Origin of the sequence: Alexandriicola marinus (genome assembly GCF_004000435.1) — a bacterium.
GTDB classification, from domain to species: domain Bacteria; phylum Pseudomonadota; class Alphaproteobacteria; order Rhodobacterales; family Rhodobacteraceae; genus Alexandriicola; species Alexandriicola marinus.
In genome coordinates this window covers 54,563-71,374 of sequence record NZ_RBVZ01000007.1, presented here as the reverse complement: position 1 = coordinate 71,374, position 16,812 = coordinate 54,563, and the positions used below count along the sequence as shown (strand labels likewise).

The 16,812-nt window shown below is 64.3% G+C and carries 17 protein-coding genes; 9 read left to right on the top strand and 8 right to left on the bottom strand.

Translation table 11 applies throughout. The features are described 5' to 3' along the window. Window positions 1-15 precede the first annotated feature (15 nt). From EP376_RS17410 to EP376_RS17400, 3 genes are read left to right on the top strand one after another with little or no spacing between them, the layout of a single operon-like run. Entirely contained in the window at window positions 16-990 is a 975-nt protein-coding gene (locus EP376_RS17410; RefSeq protein WP_127656904.1) for a Gfo/Idh/MocA family protein, read from the top strand. A 12-nt stretch (window positions 991-1,002) separates the two neighbouring features. Continuing rightward, window positions 1,003-1,305 (top strand): DUF4389 domain-containing protein, encoded by a 303-nt coding sequence (locus tag EP376_RS17405; RefSeq protein ID WP_127656903.1) that lies wholly within the window; start codon window positions 1,003-1,005, stop codon window positions 1,303-1,305. After that, window positions 1,305-1,760: a VOC family protein gene (locus EP376_RS17400; protein WP_127656902.1), complete on the top strand. Its 456-nt coding sequence runs from the start codon at window positions 1,305-1,307 to the stop codon at window positions 1,758-1,760. Before EP376_RS17405 ends, EP376_RS17400 begins: the two co-directional genes overlap by 1 nt. On the opposite strand, the gene EP376_RS17395 is transcribed toward EP376_RS17400, so the two are convergent. Next, the gene (locus EP376_RS17395) at window positions 1,757-3,091 is read right to left on the bottom strand and encodes a GH1 family beta-glucosidase (protein ID WP_127656901.1); all 1,335 of its coding nucleotides are present in this window, start codon (window positions 3,089-3,091) and stop codon (window positions 1,757-1,759) included. The two genes, EP376_RS17400 and EP376_RS17395, sit on opposite strands and share 4 nt — an antisense overlap. Before the next feature lie 86 nt (window positions 3,092-3,177). After that, on the bottom strand, window positions 3,178-3,681 hold the full coding sequence (locus tag EP376_RS17390; RefSeq protein WP_127656900.1) for a GNAT family N-acetyltransferase: 504 nt from the start codon (window positions 3,679-3,681) through the stop codon (window positions 3,178-3,180). Between the two features lie 198 nt (window positions 3,682-3,879). Here EP376_RS17390 and EP376_RS17385 point away from each other — a divergent pair, with 198 nt between their 5' ends. Then, window positions 3,880-4,821, top strand: a complete 942-nt coding sequence (locus EP376_RS17385) for a hypothetical protein (protein WP_127656899.1) — start codon at window positions 3,880-3,882, stop codon at window positions 4,819-4,821. A gap of 33 nt (window positions 4,822-4,854) precedes the next feature. Here EP376_RS17385 and EP376_RS17380 read toward each other — a convergent pair whose 3' ends face one another. From EP376_RS17380 to EP376_RS17365, 4 genes are all read right to left on the bottom strand, one after another. Beyond that, window positions 4,855-6,666 carry a M3 family oligoendopeptidase gene (locus tag EP376_RS17380; RefSeq protein WP_127656898.1) on the bottom strand — a complete coding sequence of 604 codons (1,812 nt, stop codon included), beginning with the start codon at window positions 6,664-6,666 and terminating at the stop codon, window positions 4,855-4,857. 75 nt (window positions 6,667-6,741) lie between these two features. Further along, window positions 6,742-8,334, bottom strand: coding sequence for an ATP-dependent DNA ligase (locus EP376_RS17375; protein WP_127656897.1), 1,593 nt, complete (start codon window positions 8,332-8,334; stop codon window positions 6,742-6,744). Further along, entirely contained in the window at window positions 8,331-9,224 is an 894-nt protein-coding gene (locus EP376_RS17370; protein WP_127656896.1) for an alpha/beta hydrolase fold domain-containing protein, read from the bottom strand. The genes EP376_RS17375 and EP376_RS17370 overlap by 4 nt, the downstream gene beginning before the upstream one ends. Next, entirely contained in the window at window positions 9,221-10,240 is a 1,020-nt protein-coding gene (locus EP376_RS17365) for a ligase-associated DNA damage response exonuclease (protein WP_127656895.1), read from the bottom strand. Before EP376_RS17365 ends, EP376_RS17370 begins: the two co-directional genes overlap by 4 nt. A 101-nt stretch (window positions 10,241-10,341) precedes the next feature. Here EP376_RS17365 and EP376_RS17360 point away from each other — a divergent pair, with 101 nt between their 5' ends. After that, window positions 10,342-11,103 carry an HpcH/HpaI aldolase family protein gene (locus EP376_RS17360; RefSeq protein WP_238928784.1) on the top strand — a complete coding sequence of 254 codons (762 nt, stop codon included), beginning with the start codon at window positions 10,342-10,344 and terminating at the stop codon, window positions 11,101-11,103. On the opposite strand, the gene EP376_RS17355 is transcribed toward EP376_RS17360, so the two are convergent. Then, a complete protein-coding gene (locus EP376_RS17355) occupies window positions 11,100-12,056 on the bottom strand; it encodes an alpha/beta fold hydrolase (protein ID WP_127656894.1) in 957 nt (318 codons plus the stop codon). The two genes, EP376_RS17360 and EP376_RS17355, sit on opposite strands and share 4 nt — an antisense overlap. An 18-nt stretch (window positions 12,057-12,074) precedes the next feature. Next, complete coding sequence (locus EP376_RS17350) at window positions 12,075-12,365, bottom strand: SCP2 sterol-binding domain-containing protein (RefSeq protein ID WP_127656893.1); 291 nt, start codon at window positions 12,363-12,365, stop codon at window positions 12,075-12,077. A gap of 69 nt (window positions 12,366-12,434) precedes the next feature. On the opposite strand from EP376_RS17350, the gene EP376_RS17345 reads away from it, so the two are divergent. The 4 genes from EP376_RS17345 to fdxA are packed head-to-tail and all read left to right on the top strand — an operon-like array spanning window position 12,435 to window position 16,603. Next, window positions 12,435-12,995, top strand: coding sequence for a tetratricopeptide repeat protein (locus tag EP376_RS17345; protein WP_127656892.1), 561 nt, complete (start codon window positions 12,435-12,437; stop codon window positions 12,993-12,995). 27 nt (window positions 12,996-13,022) lie between these two features. Beyond that, complete coding sequence (locus EP376_RS17340) at window positions 13,023-15,842, top strand: helicase-related protein (protein WP_127656891.1); 2,820 nt, start codon at window positions 13,023-13,025, stop codon at window positions 15,840-15,842. Beyond that, window positions 15,839-16,237, top strand: coding sequence for an RNA-binding S4 domain-containing protein (locus tag EP376_RS17335; protein ID WP_127656890.1), 399 nt, complete (start codon window positions 15,839-15,841; stop codon window positions 16,235-16,237). Before EP376_RS17340 ends, EP376_RS17335 begins: the two co-directional genes overlap by 4 nt. 30 nt (window positions 16,238-16,267) lie before the next feature. Next, window positions 16,268-16,603, top strand: a complete 336-nt coding sequence (gene fdxA, locus EP376_RS17330; protein ID WP_127656889.1) for a ferredoxin FdxA — start codon at window positions 16,268-16,270, stop codon at window positions 16,601-16,603. Window positions 16,604-16,812: the final 209 nt, after the last annotated feature.

Here is a 16,812-nt window from a genome sequence, read left to right as displayed (position 1 = left end):
GCAGAAGGAGGCGTCATGTCAGAGACCGTGCGTTGGGGAATTCTCGGAGCGGCGAATTTCGCCAAGACCCAGATGGGCCCCGCCATTCACATGGCCAAGGGTGCCGAACTGGCGGCCCTTGCCACGTCCAGCGCCGACAAGGCCGAGGGCTTTCGCGCTTTCGCGCCCAGCATCCGGGTGCATGACAGCTATGACGCGCTTCTGGCCGATCCCGCGATCGACGCGGTCTATATCCCGCTGCCGAACCACCTGCATGTAGATTGGACGATCCGCGCGCTCGAGGCCGGAAAGCATGTCCTGTGCGAAAAGCCGCTGACGCTGGCCGCGCCGGAATTCGACCGGGTCATCGCCGCGCGCGACAGGACCGGTCTGCTGGCGGCCGAGGCCTATATGATCGTGCATCACCCGCAATTCATCCGGGCGCGGGAAATCGTGCAATCGGGCGGCATCGGAACGCTGCGCCATGTCGATACGGTCTTTACCTATTTCAACGACGACTTGGGTAATATCCGCAACCAGAAGGATGCGGGCGGCGGCGGGCTTCCCGATATCGGGGTCTATACCTTCGGCTCGGCCCGGTTCGTGACGGGGCAGGAGCCCGAACGGATCGATCATGCCCGGATCGACTATGAAAACGGCGTCGATGTCTTTGCCTCCGTCTCGGCGCAGTTTCCGGGGTTCACCTACACCGCGGTCGTCTCGACCCGGATGTCGGCCCGTCAGGAGATCAGCTTTCACGGCGATACCGGCCTGCTGCGGATCACCTGTCCGTTCAACACCGATGTCCACGATATCGCGCGCCTCGTCCTTGACGATGGCAGCACGACGGTGACGACAGAGCGGTTCCCGGGGGTCAATCAATACGTCCTTCAGGTCGAGAATTTCGGACGCTCGATCCGCGAAGGTGCGGCCTATCCGTGCCCGCTTGAATTCAGCCGCGGCACGCAGGCGATGATGGACATGGTGTTCGATGCGGGCGGGCGCCCGTGAGGGAGATGCACAATGCAGGATGACGACAAGGCGATGGGTCGGATGACCGGCGAACAGCACGAACCCGAGACCCCTGACAATATCGGGATGCGCCTGATCTACATGATTCTGATCGCGATCATGATCTCGCTTGCCCAGACGGTTCTGACGGTTGCGACGGTCATCCAGTTCATCATCATGCTCATCAATCAGCGCAAGCCCAACGAAAACCTTGCCGAATTCGGCACGTCGCTGGGCATCTGGATCGCCAAGGCCGCCCGGTTCCAGACCGGTGCCAGTGAGGTGAAGCCCTGGCCCTGGACAGAGCTCGACTGATGGGGCCGGTCCGCACCTGCCTGTGGTTCAACGGAAACGGGGCCGAGGCTGCGCGGTTCTATACCTCGCTCATCCCCGGCTCGGCGATCGAGGGCAGGCTTGAGGACGGGGCGGAGCCGATGATCGTGCAGTTCCACCTTGCCGGCGTGCCCTATACCGCGCTCAACGGTGGGGACAGGTATGCGCCGACGCCGGCGGCCTCGATCATGGTCTCGACCGACGATCAGGACGAGACCGACACGCTGTGGGCCGCCCTGACCGCGGATGGCGGCGCAGAGAGCATGTGCGGCTGGTGCGTCGACCGGTTCGGCGTCAGCTGGCAGGTCATCCCGACGGCACTGCCGCGTGTCATGTCCGGCGCCGATCGCGCCGGGGCCGACCGCGCGATGAAGGCGATGATGTCGATGCGCAAGATCGATATCGCCACCCTCGAGGCCGCCTATTCCGGGACCTAGCGGTTTGTTGAAAGCGCCTTCTTGAAGGCGTCGAAGCTGGCCTTGGGGGTCCGGGTCTGGGTCTCGTAATCGACCTGAACGAGGCCGAACCGTTTGCCATAGCCAAAGGCCCATTCGTAATTGTCCAGAAGCGACCACGAGCAATATCCCTCGACCGGGGCGCCTTCGGCGATGGCCTGACGCAGGGCGGCCAGATGTGCGTCGTAATAGGCGATCCGCTGGCTGTCGGTCACGGGGCCGGGCGTATCTTCGCCGGGGCCGGCCATGCCGTTTTCGGTCACGATCAGCGGCGTGTCGCCGGTATAGTCTCGGGCAAGGCGCGTCAGCACATGGCGAAACCCGTCGGGGTAGACCTCCCAACCCATATCCGTTTTCTCCAGCGGCCCTGTCACGGGCTTGAGCGCGGGCCATGCAATGTCGGGATCGGCCGCCATGATCGAGCGGGTGTAGTAATTCACTCCCATCCAGTCGATCGGCGCGCTGATCCTGGCCATGTCGTCTTCCCAGCCCTCGGGCAAATGCGGGCCCAGCCCTTCGAGCGCCTCTTCGGGATAGGTGCCCTTGGTCAGCGCCTGAACGAACCAGCGATTGAAGATCGCGTCCCAGCGCGCCGCGGCGGCCCTGTCTTCGGCGCTGTCGCTGGCGGCCTGGGTGAATTCGAAATTGGGCGCGATCCCCAGATTGGGCTGACCCATGGCGCGCATCGCCTCGAGCGCCTCCGCATGGGCCAGAAGCACGAAATGCATCGACCGGGCCGCGGCCCGGATGTCGCGCAGACCCGGCGCGTGGTGGCCCAGGAAATGCGACAGGAACGACACGCACCACGGCTCGTTGATCGTCATCGTCCGGTCGATCCGGTCGCCGATCCGGCCGATCACGGCCTGTGCGAAATCGGCGAACATCGGCGCCACGTCGCGGTTCGTCCAGCCACCGATATCGGCCAGCGGTGCGGGCAGATCCCAGTGATAGAGCGTCAGGAATGGCGTGATCCCGCGTTCGGCCATGCCGTCGACCAGACGGTCATAGAAATCGAGCCCTTCGGGATTGATCGTCCGGCCATCGGGCATGACCCGTGACCACGAGGTGGAAAACCTGTAGGCGTCGAAATTGCCCGCCTTGATCAGATCGAGGTCTTCGGGCCACCGGTGGTAATGATCGCAGGCCACGGCGCCGGTCTCGGCATTTGCCACGTTTCCCGGTGTTGCCGCGAAGGTATCCCAATGCGACGGCCCGGCGCCCCCGAACTGGCTTCCTTCGATCTGGTAGGCGGCCGTTGCCACGCCGAAGAGGAAGTTTTCGGGAAAATCGGATCGGGTGAACGAGAAGGTCATATCGTGGCTCCGCAGCTTTGTCCGACTTGCGTAATCGTTTTAGGGGGCTGAGCCAAGGCCTTTCCGAGGGGGATTGTACGGCGCGATCAGGCCCGGCGCGGCAGGATCAGCCGCATGATATGCTGAGGCCCCGCACCGCCATCGAGGTAGAGCTCGCCCGTATCTTCCCACCCGCCTGTCAGATAGACGTGGCGCGCGCGCGGGTTGCGGCAATTGACGGTCAGCCAGCATTCCGCGGCCCGGGGATAGGTCGCCGAGAGGTAGTCGGGCAACTCGGCGAAAAGCGCCTTGCCCAGACCCTTGCCCTGCGCCGAGGCTTCGATCTGAAGCATCCGAAGACCAAGGGCTCCTTCGGGGGCGAAGTCGTACCGCGCCCCATAGGCGCGTTCGATCTTGAAGAATCCCGCAATCCGGCCCGCGTGACGCAGGACATGGAAATCCGTCTCGGGATCGTCGTCGGCGGATTCCACGGCGATATCGCCGCCAAAGATCTTCTGGTCTGGCGGCAAGGTGATATGCAGCACCGCCGCCCGGTCGGATTTGGGCAGCGGAGCGATCTCGATTTCCGGGATTGGGTAGCTGATCGACATGGCTCCGGACTTTTCATCAAGCGTTCACTTTTCGCACAGCAGATCGTCTCTAGGTGATCGGATCGGGCCCGGCAAGTGACGCCACTGGTGCGACGTTTCCCAAGCCTTGCCGCGGGCAGCTGAAGCGCCGGGAGGAGAGCAGTTGCGCGATGCGCAGGCCTGTGCAAGCCTCCCGTCAGGCCAGTTCAGGAGGTTCCGATGACAGTGTTCGGCAAGTCGCACATCGCGATGCTTGGCATTGCGCTTGGCGGGTGTGTCAGCAGCGGGGCGCCGGAAGGGCCGCTTGATCCGGGGCGCGATCCGACAGCGTCAACCGGCTATGCGGAGCCGGGGCAGGAGACATTCGGCGTGACCCTGACAGATACCATGCAGCTTGCCGGTCTGGACCTCGATGATGAGAGCAACGGCGTGCTGAACCTGCGGAGCGCCGAGTATGCGCTGACCCAGGTGTCGGATACGGAGTTCACGATCCTGATTGATGGCACCACGCTTACCTTGACCCTCGACGAGGCGCTCGACGGTTTCTACGGGGAACTTGACGGGCAAGCCTACGAGGTCCTTGTTTTCAAGACCAGCGCATCCGGGCAATCCAGCTTCGGCTATCTGTCGGTCACCCCCGACGAAGGCTTTGATGGTCGCTATGATTATGGCTACTGGGCCACAGGCCTGAATGCGAGCGCCGAGACGGTCGCCGCGCTGGCGGGACGGGTCGAGTATCTGGGCAATGCGAGCATCGCGATCACGGATTCGACCGGCAACGGGCGCTGGGCCTTCGGGGATGCGGTCTTTGTTGCGGATTTCCGGAGGAACTCGGTCGAAGGGCACGTGGATATCATCGATAATTTCGGCAGCTTCGGCACAGAAGGCCGCCCCCAGGTCGATCCCGCGACAATCGTGTTCGAAAGCGCCGAAATCGTCGGCAATGGTTTCGAGATGAATGTTGTCATCGAGGACGGTGACCTCGGCTTCGAAACCCTGAACGGCGATGGCGTTGCATCGGGGCAATTCTATGAGGCCGACGGAGGCGTGATCGCAGGCACGTTTTCAGCCTCGGGTATCGAGGCCGATCTCGATGATGACGGCGTCTCGAACGGGATGACGATCCAGGGCGCATTCCACACGGAATCCGACCCTGGATAAGCCCGGCGCTTCGATCTGACCGACCGCCTCGGTCTAGTCTTCCATCGACTCCAGCTCGTCGATCATGCCTTCGATCATCGACAGGCCCTTGTCCCAAAAGGCCGGGTCCGAGGCGTCGAGGCCGAAGGGGGCCAGCAGCTCCTTGTGGTGTTTGGAACCGCCGGCCTTGAGCATGTCGAAATACTTGTCCTTGAAGCCTTCGCCGCTTTCTTCGTAGACGGCGTAAAGCGCATTCACGAGCCCGTCGCCGAACGCATAGGCATAGACGTAGAAGGGCGAATGGACGAAATGCGGGATATAGGCCCAGAAGGTCTCGTAGCCGTTCATGAAGTCGAAGACGGGCCCGAGGCTTTCGGCCTGAACGCTCATCCAAAGCGCGTTGATGTCGTCGGGGGTAAGTTCCCCGCGCGACCGTGCGTCGTGAAGTTTGCATTCGAAATCATAGAACGCGATCTGTCGCACGACGGTGTTGATCATGTCCTCGACCTTGCCCGCCAGAAGCACCTTGCGCGCATTCTGATCGGGGGCGGAGGCCAGCATCTGGCGGAAGGTCAGCATCTCGCCGAAGACCGAGGCCGTTTCGGCGAGGGTCAGGGGCGTGGAGCTGAGAAGTTCGCCCTGACCGGCGGCCAGAACCTGGTGCACGCCGTGGCCCAGCTCGTGGGCGAGGGTCATCACGTCGCGCGGTTTGCCGAGGTAATTCAGCATGACATAGGGGTGCACCTCGGTCACGGTCGGGTGCGCGAAGGCGCCCGGCGCCTTGCCCGGTTTCACCGCCGCATCGATCCAGCCCTTGGTAAAGAACGGCTGCGCCAGATCGGCCATGCGCGGATCGAAGGCGGAATAGGCGTCCAGCACGGTCTGCCGGGCCTCGTCCCAGCCGACGGTGCGGTTGTCCTCGATGGGCAGGGGGGCATTGCGATCCCAGACCTGCATCCGGTCAAGCCCCAGCCATTTCGCCTTGAGCTGGTAATAGCGGTGCGACAGGCGGGGATAGGCCTTCACCACCGCGTTCCGCAGCGCCTCGACGACCTCGGGTTCAACGTGGTTCGCCAGATGCCGGCCGGTCTGCGGCGTGGGCATGCCGCGCCAGCGATCCTCGATTTCCTTTTCCTTGGCGAGCGTGTTGTGCACCCGCGAGAAGATGCGGATGTTCTCGGAAAACACGTCGGCCAAGGCGCGGGCGCCGGCCTCGCGCCGGTCGCGGTCATGATCGGTCAGCAGATCGAGCGTGCCTTCGATGTTCAGCTCTTCGCCGTCGACGTTGAAGGTCAGCCCCGCGATCGTTTCGTCGAACAGCCGGTTCCAGGCGGCCGCGCCGACGGTTGACTGATCGTGCAGGAATTTCTCCAGCTCATCCGACAGCTGGTAAGGCTTCATCGCGCGCAGCCGGTCGAACACGGGCTTGTAGCGGGCCAGATCGGCATTGGCCGCCAGAAGCGAGGCCAGGTGATCGTCGTCGAGCCGGTTGAACTCGAGGCTCCAGAACACGAGCGGTGTGGTGTAGGCGGTGATCCGGTCCTGGCAATCGGCCATGAACTTGGCCCGGTCGGCATCGGTGGTCTGCTGGTAATAGCGCAGGCCCGCGAACGACATGATGCGCCCCGCGATGATGTCGATCTTTTCATAGCGCAGAACGGCATCGAGCATCCCGGCTGCATCCAGATCGGCAAGCTTGCCCTCGTAATCATGGGCGAAATCGGCGCAGGCGGTCTCCAGCCAGTCAAGGTCGCGCTTGAATTCGGCTGCGTCGGGATCGGGATACAGATCGGTCAGGTCCCATTCGGGCAGATCGCCCAGGTTCTTGCCGCCGGTGGCATGCGCGTCGAATACGGGGGTCTTCATGTTTCGCTCTCTCCTGGAACCGGGTGTCGGGATCTACATAGGCCCGGGATCGGGTGGTTGAAAGTGGGGAGAACCCTAGCTCCCGTATTGCGTGAGCATTTCATGCAGATCGCGCAAAGTGTTGGCCTCTGCCACCGGTTTGTCCTGCCGCCAGCGGGCCATGCGCGGGAATCTCAAGGCAACGCCGGATTTGTGGCGCGTGCTGGACTGGATGCCTTCGAACGCAATCTCGAAGACGTGCTCGGGCCTTACCTGCCGCACCGGGCCAAAGCGTTGCAGCGTATTCTTGCGCACCCAGGCTGTGATCTGCCGGAACTCTGCATCCGTCAGGCCGGAATAGGCCTTGGTGAAGGGCACGAGATCGTCTCCGTCGCGCACCGCAAAGGTGAAATCTGTGAACAGGTTCGCGCGCCGCCCGTGGCCCGCCTGCGCATAGATCATCACGGCGTCGATGGTCAGGGGATCGACCTTCCATTTCCACCAATCGCCCTTCTTGCGGCCCGCGAGATAGGGCGCCGAGCGACGTTTGAGCATCAGCCCTTCGGCCCCCAGATCGCGAGAGAGGGCGCGTTCCGCCGTGAGCCCCTCAAGATCGCGTGCAACCACCTCCGGTGACAGGCGCAGGGGCAGGCCGTCGGGCAGGGAGCCGATGATCCGCGCCAGCGCCGCGCGCCGCACGTCAAAGGGCTGCGCGCGAATGTCCGTCCCGTCCTGTTCCAGGAGGTCATAGGCCATGAGGATCGCGGGCGCTTCGGACAGGAGTTTTCTGGGCACCGTCTTGCGCCCGATCCGTTTCTGAAGCGCTGCGAAGGGCAGGGGGGCGTCATCAGCAAAGGCCAGAACCTCGCCGTCGATCACCGTGCCGTCGGGCAGAAAATCCTTCAGCGTGGCGAATTCGGGAAAGCGATCCGTCATCAGCTCTTCGCCGCGCGACCACAGGTGGTGTTCGCCCTCCCTCACGATCAGCTGACCCCGGATGCCATCCCATTTCCGCTCTGCAAACCAGTCCGAGACGGGTTCGATCTCTTCCGTCTTTTCAAGTTGGTAGGCGAGGTAGAACGGATAGGGCCGCGACAGGGCCGCGGTGGGATCGGGCGCCTCGATCAGGCTGGTCCATGTCACGGTGTCGGGCGTCCAGTCGCCCATCAGCCTATGGGTCAGTTCCGCCTCGTCGATGCCCGTGGCCTGAGCCAGCGCCCGGGTCATCAGCTTCTGGCTGACGCCCACGCGGAACCCGCCTGTCAGCAACTTGGTAAACAGGAACCTCTCGATATCGGGAAGCACATCCCATGCGGCGAGGATCCCCACCTTGCGGGCCGCGTCATCCTGCGCCGAGAGCGTCCTGAGATGGGCGATCCAGTCGCTGAGGGGGCGATCCTCTTCCCGCGAGGGAGGCGGCAGAACAAGCGAGATCGTCTCGGCCAGATCGCCCACGACCGGATAGGCCTCCTCGAAAAGCCACAGGGGAATACCTGCCTGTTCGGCGGCCCATTCGCGCAGGACGGTCGCTGTGATGACTCTCCGGGGCCTTCGCCCGGAAAACAGCGCGATGCACCACAGCTTGTCGGCGTCCGACGCGGACTGGAAAAAAGCGGTCAGGGCCGCGACCTTGCGGCTTGTCCGGGTCGTCTGGTCGACCCGGGTAAAGAGTTCGGCGAAATCCTTCACGAATGGGCACGCAGGAAATCCGCCATCCGGGCGACGGCGATATCGGCCACGGGCAGGCTGCCCGCTAGGAAATGCCAGGCATGAACCATGCGTCGGGCCTTCTCGACGGTGACGTCTCCGCCGGCGGCGCGCAGGCTGTCGGCGATCGTATCGCTGTCTTCCTCGAGCAATTCGCCGCGCGCGCAATGGATCAGGGCAGGCGGCGCGCCGGTGAAATCGGCGTGAACCGGTGACAGGCGCGGGTTCGCCGGGTCATGTCCTGCCGCATAATCCCGCGCGATCCGGCGCAGGATCGAGACCGGGAACAGGTAATCATTGGCAGGGGGGACGGGTCGCGTCACGTCGATCATCCCTGCCGGGCTTGCCAGAAGAAGCGCGCCATAGCGCTGACCTCGCGCAAGTCCGTCGGCCATCGCCCCCAGAACCAGGCAGCCGCCGGCGCTGTCCCCGCCTAGGAAGAGCGGGCCGAGGTCCGGGCGATGCGCCTCGGCGTCGATGAGGGCCGCGTCCACGTCATCGCAGGCGGCCGGGAACCGATGTTCCGGCGCCAGCCGGTAGGACGGGGCCAGAACCACGGCATTGGCCTTTCGGGCCAGATGCGACAGAAGCCCCGCATAGGTGCGCGGGCTTCCTACGCAGAACCCGCCGCCATGCACCCACATGAGCCGGCGGTCCGGCGCGCGGGGCGCAAACATCAGCCCCGGACGTCCGCCCAGTGTCACGGATTTGCGTGTGATGCCCGGCGCCATCGGCCGGAATCGCCCGGCCAGCCCGAACATCGCACGGTGCCACACCCACGGCAGGGGCAGCGCGAGCGACGGCTTCACGAAAAGCCGTGCGCCGTGGGCGGTGGCCCTGTCACGCCAGTGATCGGTGGGAAGGGCTGTCATGCTGCATCCTCGGCGGTCTCAAGGCTTTCGCCTTCGTATTCGGTCGAGACGATATGCGCCTCGAGCCCCTGTTCCTCGAGCCATCGCCGAAAGACCGAGGTGTAGCCGTGGGTGACAAAGACCCGCTCGGCCCCGGTTGCGCGGATCGCGCTGTTCAGCCCTTCCCAATCGGCGTGATCCGAGACGATGAACCCGCGATCCGCCGCGCGCCTGCGCCGCACACCGCGCAGCGCCATCCAGCCCGAGGCAAAGGCCGTGGACCTGTCGGGGCCGAATTTCGCGGCCCACGGCCCCGACAAACCCGACGGCGTGGCAAGGATCAGCGCGCCGGGATGGGCCTTGCGGTCGAAATCGGCGGTGACGCGGGTCGTGTCGGGCAGCGTGATCCCCTGCGCGCGCAGAACCTCGTTCGTGTTCTCGATCGCACCGTGGGTGAAGACGGGGCCGATCCCCGTCTCCAGCAGGCGCAACAGACGCTGGGCCTTGCCCAGTGCATAGGCCCCAAGGATCGAGATGCGCCCCTGCGCGGCATTCGCGGCCCACCAGTCATTGATCTGTGCGGCAAGGATATCGGGCGCCGTCCATTTGAAGACCGGCAAACCGAAGGTGCATTCTGTGATGAAGGCATGGCAGGGCACCGGTTCGAACGGCTCCGACAGCCCGTCATCCACCGTCTTGTAATCGCCCGAGACGACCCAGACCTCGCCGCCCACCTCGACCCGGATTTGCGCGGAGCCCGGAACATGGCCGGCCGGATGGTAGGAGACTGTCGCCCCGCCGATCCGGCGCGTCTCGCCATACTCGATGGTCTTAAGCGCCACATCGCCAAGCCTGTGCCGGATCACGGGGGCGGCCGCGCGGGTGGCAAGGTATCTGCCCATGCCCGGCCTTGCGTGATCGGAATGGCCATGCGTGATCAACGCGCGCGGAACGGGCCGCCACGGATCGATGTGGAAGTCACCCGCGGGGCAATAGATGCCCTCTTCGGTGAAGGTCAGGACGGGATCGCGTGCCATGAGGGCCAGAGTAGCGCATCGCGGGGCCAAGGAAACCGCCTTGCCGCTTGTCTCGGCTCGCAAGCTGTGATCGCTTGTCCCAAATCAGGGGAGGCGGAGAAATGGCGATGCGCCGTGAGCAATTCAAATCACGCATGCTGGCAGGGGAACGACTGGCCGGCACGTTCATCAGGATGCCCGACATCTCGCTTCTGGAGGTGATTGCCCAGACCGATCTGGATTTCGTGGTTCTCGACGCCGAACATGGCCCCTTTGGCCGGGCCGAGCGGGATCGCTGCCTTGCAATGGCCATGGCGCTGGACCTGCCGGCGCTGGTGCGTGTACCGGGACAGGACGAGATCCTTTCGGCCCTCGACGATGGTGCGCTTGGCGTGGTCGTGCCCCATGTCGACAGCGCCGAAAAGGCGCAAGCCGTTGCAAAGGCTGCACATTTCGGCAAGGGCGGGCGCGGCTACGCCGGATCGACGCGCTGGGCCGGGATGACCACGCGTCCGATGGATCAGGTTCTGGATCAGGACGCGGGCACCATCGTGATCGCCCAGATCGAAGAGCCCGAAGGTGTCGATGCCGTCGACGCCATCGCCGCCACGCCGGGCATCGACGGTCTGTTTGCCGGACCAGCCGACCTGTCGGTGAGTTACGGGGAACGCAAGGTCGGCTCGGATCGGCTGACCGCCGCCCTAGAGGCGATCGGACAGGCGACCCGGCGCCACGGAAAGGCCTATGTCAGCTGGATCCCCGATGCGGGCCTTGCCGCAGAGTGGGCGAAGCACGGGATCACGACCTTTGTCGTGGGGTCCGACCAGTCCTGGATCCGCAGCGGCGCCAAGGCCACGGCCGCGACGATCCGGCAGCCGGACTAGATCGCGACAGACCGGGGCGTCCCGGGCACGAAATGCGTCGCCAGATCATCGAAGAGCCGCCTGCGGATCGCGGGGCCTTCCATCATGATTTCGTGCTGCGAGCCCTCGACGATCTCGAGCCGTCCGGTAGGCCAGCTGGCCATCCGCTCGTGGATGCGGTCGGCCTCCACGATGGCCTCGCGGGAGCCGAGGTAGGTCAGGCACGGCACGTCGGGGGATGGCATCCGGGCGAGCCTGCGGGTTTCGAACAAGGCCTCGTTCAACCAGTGCAGAGACGGGCCGCCAAGCCCCAGTTCGTGTTTCGCAAGAAGATGCGACCGCAGCCATTCGAACATCTCTTCGTCGCCGGTGAGGTGGTTTTCCTCGTAGGTGACGCGCATGACGTATGGCGCGGGCACCTGGCCGGGCGCAAAGACATGGCTGAACCGCAAGGGCCGCGAGACCGATGACAAGGTCCAGGCCACGGGCCGGAGCGCGGGCGATATCTGGATGCCCCACATCGGCGCGGTAAAGGCCGCAGCCTCGACAGGCAGACCCTCGTGCAGCGCCCGCAGCCCGATGCAACCGCCCATCGAATGGCCCAGCAGGTAATAAGGCTCCGGCAGACCCATGGCGCCCATCTGCGCGAGAACCGCTGCGACGTCGCGCTGGTAGTCAAGGAATTGCTCGACATGGCCGAGCGCCGGGTTTGGATTGAGCCGCTGACCCAGACCCTGACCGCGCCAGTCGATGGCCACGGAGGCAAAACCCCGAATTGCCATGTCATGGGCGGCGCGGCCATATTTCTCGACATATTCCGACCGGCCGGGGAAGATAATGACTGTGCCCCGCTCCGCATCGCGATTCCACACGCCCATACGGATGCGGATCTCGTCGGATGTGGTCAGCCAAAATGTCGTGGCGTCCTCCGGCCCGTTGGCCAGATCCGAAAAATAGGGAGCAGGGTCAGTCAAGCGTTTCGTTCCTTGTTCTCAGCCGAGGACTCCGGCCAGTTTCATGGCCTGTCCCATGTCACCATCGACGCTCAGCCGTCCGGTCATGAAGGCCGCGGTCGGATTGAGGTCGCCGTCCAGAATGGACTTGAAGGTATCTGCATCCGCCGTCAGCGTGACATCGGCCTGATCGTCGCCTGCACGGCATCCGCCGGCATCGATGACCAGCGCGCCTTCGCCTTCGATCACGAATTTCGCCGATCCGTCGAAACCTCGTCCGCCCATCTTGGCGTTCAGGGCGTTCACGGCTTCAGCCACTACGTCGCTCATGCGTCTTCCTTTCCATGATGTGATGCCGCGGCTATGGTCAGCGCGGCGCGATACGCTACACTGTCAACTATGCTTCGGATTACACATCTCAACAAACATATCGTCGCGGCACTTTTGGCGTCAGTCTGGTTTTCCGGACCTGTGCTGTCGCAGGAAACGCTCGTCGATGATCTTCTGCGGCAATTGCGCGAGGCGGAGCCGGGGCAGAGCGCCCGGATCGAAGAGGCCATCCGGACCGAATGGTCGAAGAGCGGGTCAGCGACGATCGATCTGCTGTTCCGGCGCGGTCAGGATGCGATGGCAGAAGGCGCCTTTGACATCGCGGTCGAGCATTTCACGGCTGCCATCGACCACGACCCGTCCTATGCCTCGGGCTATAGCGGGCGGGCCAATGCCTATTACCGTCTGGGCTATATCGGGCCCGCGCTCGACGACCTGCAGCATGTGCTGGTACTGAACCCCGAAAACTTCGTCGCCCTGCGCGGGCTGGGCGTGATCCTCGAAGAGGTCGGCCGCTACGACGAGGCGCTCGCGGCCTACCAGGCGGTATTGGCCTTGCATCCCAACGAGGAAAACGCTTTGCAGGCTGTCGAACGTATTCAGGCCGAAACGCAGGGCGAGGCGATCTAGCGTCGCCGCAGCCCACGGGGGCAGACAATGTCATCTCGTTCCCGGATAACGGCCGTCTTGGGGCCGACGAATACCGGAAAGACTCATTACGCGATCGAGCGGATGCTTGCGTATCGCACCGGTGTGATCGGTCTTCCGCTGCGGCTTCTGGCGCGCGAGGTCTATGATCGGATCGTGGCGCTGCGCGGCCCCTCGGTGGTGGCGCTGGTCACCGGCGAGGAACGGATCGTGCCGCCACGGACCCAATATTGGGTCTGCACCGTCGAGGCGATGCCCGAGGGGATGGGCTGTGATTTCCTCGCCGTCGACGAGATCCAGCTTTGTGCCGATCCCGAACGGGGCCACGTCTTTACCGACCGGCTCCTGCGGGCGCGGGGGCAGCATGAGACGCTCTTCCTCGGCTCGGCCACGATGCGCAATGCCATCGGCGCGCTCGTTCCGGGGGTCGAATTCCTCAGCCGCGACAGGTTTTCGACCCTCACCTATACCGGGTCAAAAAAGATCAGCCGTATGCCGCATCGATCGGCCATCGTCGGGTTCTCGGTCGAAAACGTCTATGCGATCGCCGAATTGCTGCGCCGGATGAAGGGCGGCGCGGCCGTCGTCATGGGCGCGCTCAGCCCGCGGACGCGCAATGCGCAGGTCGAGATGTATCAGAACGGCGACGTGGATTACCTCGTGGCCACCGACGCGATCGGCATGGGGCTGAACCTCGACATCAGCCACGTTGCGTTTTCCGGCCTGCGCAAGTTCGACGGCGCGCGGATGCGCCATCTGGCCGAGGACGAGCTGGCCCAGATCGCGGGCCGGGCCGGGCGGCATACGTCTGCCGGAACCTTCGGCGTCACCGGCGAGGCCGGCGAGCTTGACGATCGCGAGGTTCAGGCGATCGAGAACCACCAGTTCCGCCCGGTGACCAAGCTGCAATGGCGAAACAGCGATCTGCAATTCGGTTCTGTCCGGCGGCTGATCCAGACGCTCGAGCATCGGACGGACAACGACTGGCTGACGCGGGTCCGCGAATCCGACGATCTTTCGGCCCTCAAGACATTGTCCCAGGACGACGAAATCATCGCGCGCGCGACCAATGGCCCCTCGGTCCGGCTGTTGTGGGATGTGTGTCGGGTGCCCGATTTCCGAGGCATCAGCCGCACCGAACATGCCGTGCTGATATCGAAGATTTTTGGCTATCTGCACGAATTCGGACGGGTCCCGAACGTGTATCTGGCCGACCAGATCGCGGCAATCGACAGGGTCGATGGCAATATCGATGCACTCAGCAAGCGATTGGCGTATATTCGCACATGGACGTATATCGCGCAGCGCAAGGGCTGGACGGATGATGAAAGTCATTGGCGCGACGAGACGCGCGCTGTAGAAGACCGCCTGTCGGATGCGCTGCATGATGCGCTGACGCAGAGATTTGTGGACCGGCGGACAAGCGTGCTTGCCCGGCGGCTCAAGCAGAAGGAGGCCCTCGTGGCTGAAGTGAACGATCAGGGTGAAGTGACCGTCGAGGGTGAATTCGTCGGCCGACTGGAAGGATTCCGCTTCCGGGTGGACAAGGCCGAGACCAGCGATGAGGCGAAAACCCTGAGGCAGGCTGCGATGCAGGCGCTCGCGCCGCATTTCCATCTGCGCGCCGACAGGTTCTACAACGCGCCCGACACCGAACTTGATTTCACCGAGCAGGGCGGCCTGATGTGGGGCGACAGCGCGGTGGGCAAGATCGTCGCGGGCCCCGATCCGCTCAAGCCCGGTGTTCAGGCCTTCGTGGATGAGACCGCCGGCACCGAGATCGCCGAAAAGGTGACCCGCCGCTTGCAGCATTTCATCGACCGCAAGATCGCCGCCGCGATGGAGCCGCTGATCGCCCTGCGCGATGATGCGGCGCTTGAGGGGCTGGCGCGGGGTTTTGCCTTCCGCATGGTCGAGAATTTCGGGATCATCCCGCGCGGCGACGTGGCGCAGGAGGTCAAGGCACTGGATCAGGATGCCCGGGGCGCGCTGCGCAAGCACGGGATCCGCTTCGGTCAATTCACCATTTTCCAGCAGCTTCTGCTGAAACCGGCACCCACCCGTCTGCGGCTTGTCCTGTGGTCGGTGGCCAAGGGGCTGGATGAATTCCCCGAAAGCCCGCCGCCCGGCGTGGTGACCGTGCCCGCGCCGAAAGATGCCGTGCCCGGCTATTTCGCGATGGCGGGATACCGGGCCGCGGGCGATCGGGCGATCCGGATCGACATGCTGGAGCGGCTGGCCGATCTGTTGCGGGACAGGGACAGCCGGGGCGGGTTCGAGGCCAATCCCGACATGCTCTCGATCACCGGCACCACGCTCGAGCAATTCGCGGGCCTGATGGAAGGCCTTGGCTACAACGCCGAGAAGGGGGAGCGTCAGAAGATCAAGGCGCCCGCCCCAGAGGTTGCCGGCACGACGGAGACCGCGCCCGAGCCGGCGGCCGAGACTCCGTCGCCCGAGACAGAGACCTCCCCGCCCGAGGCAGAGGCGCCTGCCGCATCCGAGCCCGACGCGCCTGCCGAGGCCGAAGCGCCCGCGCCCGACGTCGCGGCTGAAGCCCCGGCCGAGGCGCAGAGTGACGACAGCGCGGAGATGGAAGTGTTCTACACTTTCACCTGGGGCCGCCGCCCGCAACGCCAGGACGGAGAGCGGCGCAACCGCAAGCCTGCCGGTGGCGGCAAGCCCGCCCAGGGCAAGCCACGCGGCAAGAAGGGGGGCAAGCCGCAAGGCAACAAGCCCCAGTCCTTCGAGGCGCGGCCGCGCAAGGAAAAGGCGATCGACCCCGACAATCCCTTTGCCGCCGCCCTGTCAGGCTTCAAGACCAAGTGACGGAGGCGGTCCGCGAGACGATCCGGCTGGACAAATGGCTCTGGCAGGCGCGATTCTTCAAATCGCGCGGGATCGCGGCGGAACGGGTGAGTTCAGGCAAGGTGCGGGTGAATTCCCAACCCGTCAGCAAGCCGTCACGAAACGTCGGCGAAGGGGATGTCCTGACCTTTGCGCAGGGGCGCTGGGTCCGGGTCGTGCGAATCGTGGCCTGCGGTGATCGGCGCGGCCCGGCCCCCGAGGCGCGCCTGCTCTACGATGACCTGAGCGATCCGCCGCCAAAGCCTGATCCGGCAGCCCCCGTCAACGACCGCAAGGGCCGGCCCACCGGGCGGGATCGGCGACGCCTTGACGCGGCCGATCGCCGCTTGAATGATCCCCTTGGCCGCGATAGCTAGTCCTGACATCTGATCCGTATCGAGCGCTCCATGACCTATATCGTCAATGATAACTGCATCGCCTGCAAATACACCGACTGTGTCGAAGTCTGCCCCGTCGATTGTTTCTACGAGGGGGAGAACATGCTGGTGATCCATCCTGACGAATGTATCGATTGCGGCGTGTGCGAGCCCGAATGCCCGGCGGACGCGATCCGTCCGGACACCGAGCCTGACATGGAGAAATGGGTCGAATTCAACCGCAAGTATTCCGAGATCTGGCCGGTGATCATCACCAAGAAGGATCCGCTTCCCAATGCTGACGAGATGGACGGCAAGGAAGGAAAGATGGAATTGTTCTCGGAGGCGCCCGGCGAGGGCGGCTGAAGGTGTGCGGCGGCCCCTGATGTCGGGGGCCCAAGACCTGAGTTCCCCTGCCGCGGCGGGGCCAAACATTCTGTTTCCGTCTGACCGCTTTTGCGGGGCGGTTTTTTGTGGTATGGTTCTCAAGATGTCTGTGCGTGACCTCTGAAATTCTCGATGCGGCCCTGCTGCCCGACGGACCTGAACGTGTCCGCCGGGTTAGGTGTCGCCGA

What these genes read in the sequence shown, in the direction of transcription:
- EP376_RS17345 (WP_127656892.1), top strand. Translation starts at nt 12,435, where the DNA reads ATGCTTCGGATTACACATCTCAACAAACATATCGTCGCGGCACTTTTG.
- EP376_RS17410 (WP_127656904.1), top strand. Translation starts at nt 16, where the DNA reads ATGTCAGAGACCGTGCGTTGGGGAATTCTCGGAGCGGCGAATTTCGCC.
- EP376_RS17405 (WP_127656903.1), top strand. Translation starts at nt 1,003, where the DNA reads ATGCAGGATGACGACAAGGCGATGGGTCGGATGACCGGCGAACAGCAC.
- EP376_RS17390 (WP_127656900.1), bottom strand. Translation starts at nt 3,681, where the DNA reads ATGTCGATCAGCTACCCAATCCCGGAAATCGAGATCGCTCCGCTGCCC.
- EP376_RS17385 (WP_127656899.1), top strand. Translation starts at nt 3,880, where the DNA reads ATGACAGTGTTCGGCAAGTCGCACATCGCGATGCTTGGCATTGCGCTT.
- EP376_RS17365 (WP_127656895.1), bottom strand. Translation starts at nt 10,240, where the DNA reads ATGGCACGCGATCCCGTCCTGACCTTCACCGAAGAGGGCATCTATTGC.
- EP376_RS17360 (WP_238928784.1), top strand. Translation starts at nt 10,342, where the DNA reads ATGGCGATGCGCCGTGAGCAATTCAAATCACGCATGCTGGCAGGGGAA.
- EP376_RS17340 (WP_127656891.1), top strand. Translation starts at nt 13,023, where the DNA reads ATGTCATCTCGTTCCCGGATAACGGCCGTCTTGGGGCCGACGAATACC.
- fdxA (WP_127656889.1), top strand. Translation starts at nt 16,268, where the DNA reads ATGACCTATATCGTCAATGATAACTGCATCGCCTGCAAATACACCGAC.
- EP376_RS17395 (WP_127656901.1), bottom strand. Translation starts at nt 3,091, where the DNA reads ATGACCTTCTCGTTCACCCGATCCGATTTTCCCGAAAACTTCCTCTTC.
- EP376_RS17400 (WP_127656902.1), top strand. Translation starts at nt 1,305, where the DNA reads ATGGGGCCGGTCCGCACCTGCCTGTGGTTCAACGGAAACGGGGCCGAG.
- EP376_RS17380 (WP_127656898.1), bottom strand. Translation starts at nt 6,666, where the DNA reads ATGAAGACCCCCGTATTCGACGCGCATGCCACCGGCGGCAAGAACCTG.
- EP376_RS17350 (WP_127656893.1), bottom strand. Translation starts at nt 12,365, where the DNA reads ATGAGCGACGTAGTGGCTGAAGCCGTGAACGCCCTGAACGCCAAGATG.
- EP376_RS17370 (WP_127656896.1), bottom strand. Translation starts at nt 9,224, where the DNA reads ATGACAGCCCTTCCCACCGATCACTGGCGTGACAGGGCCACCGCCCAC.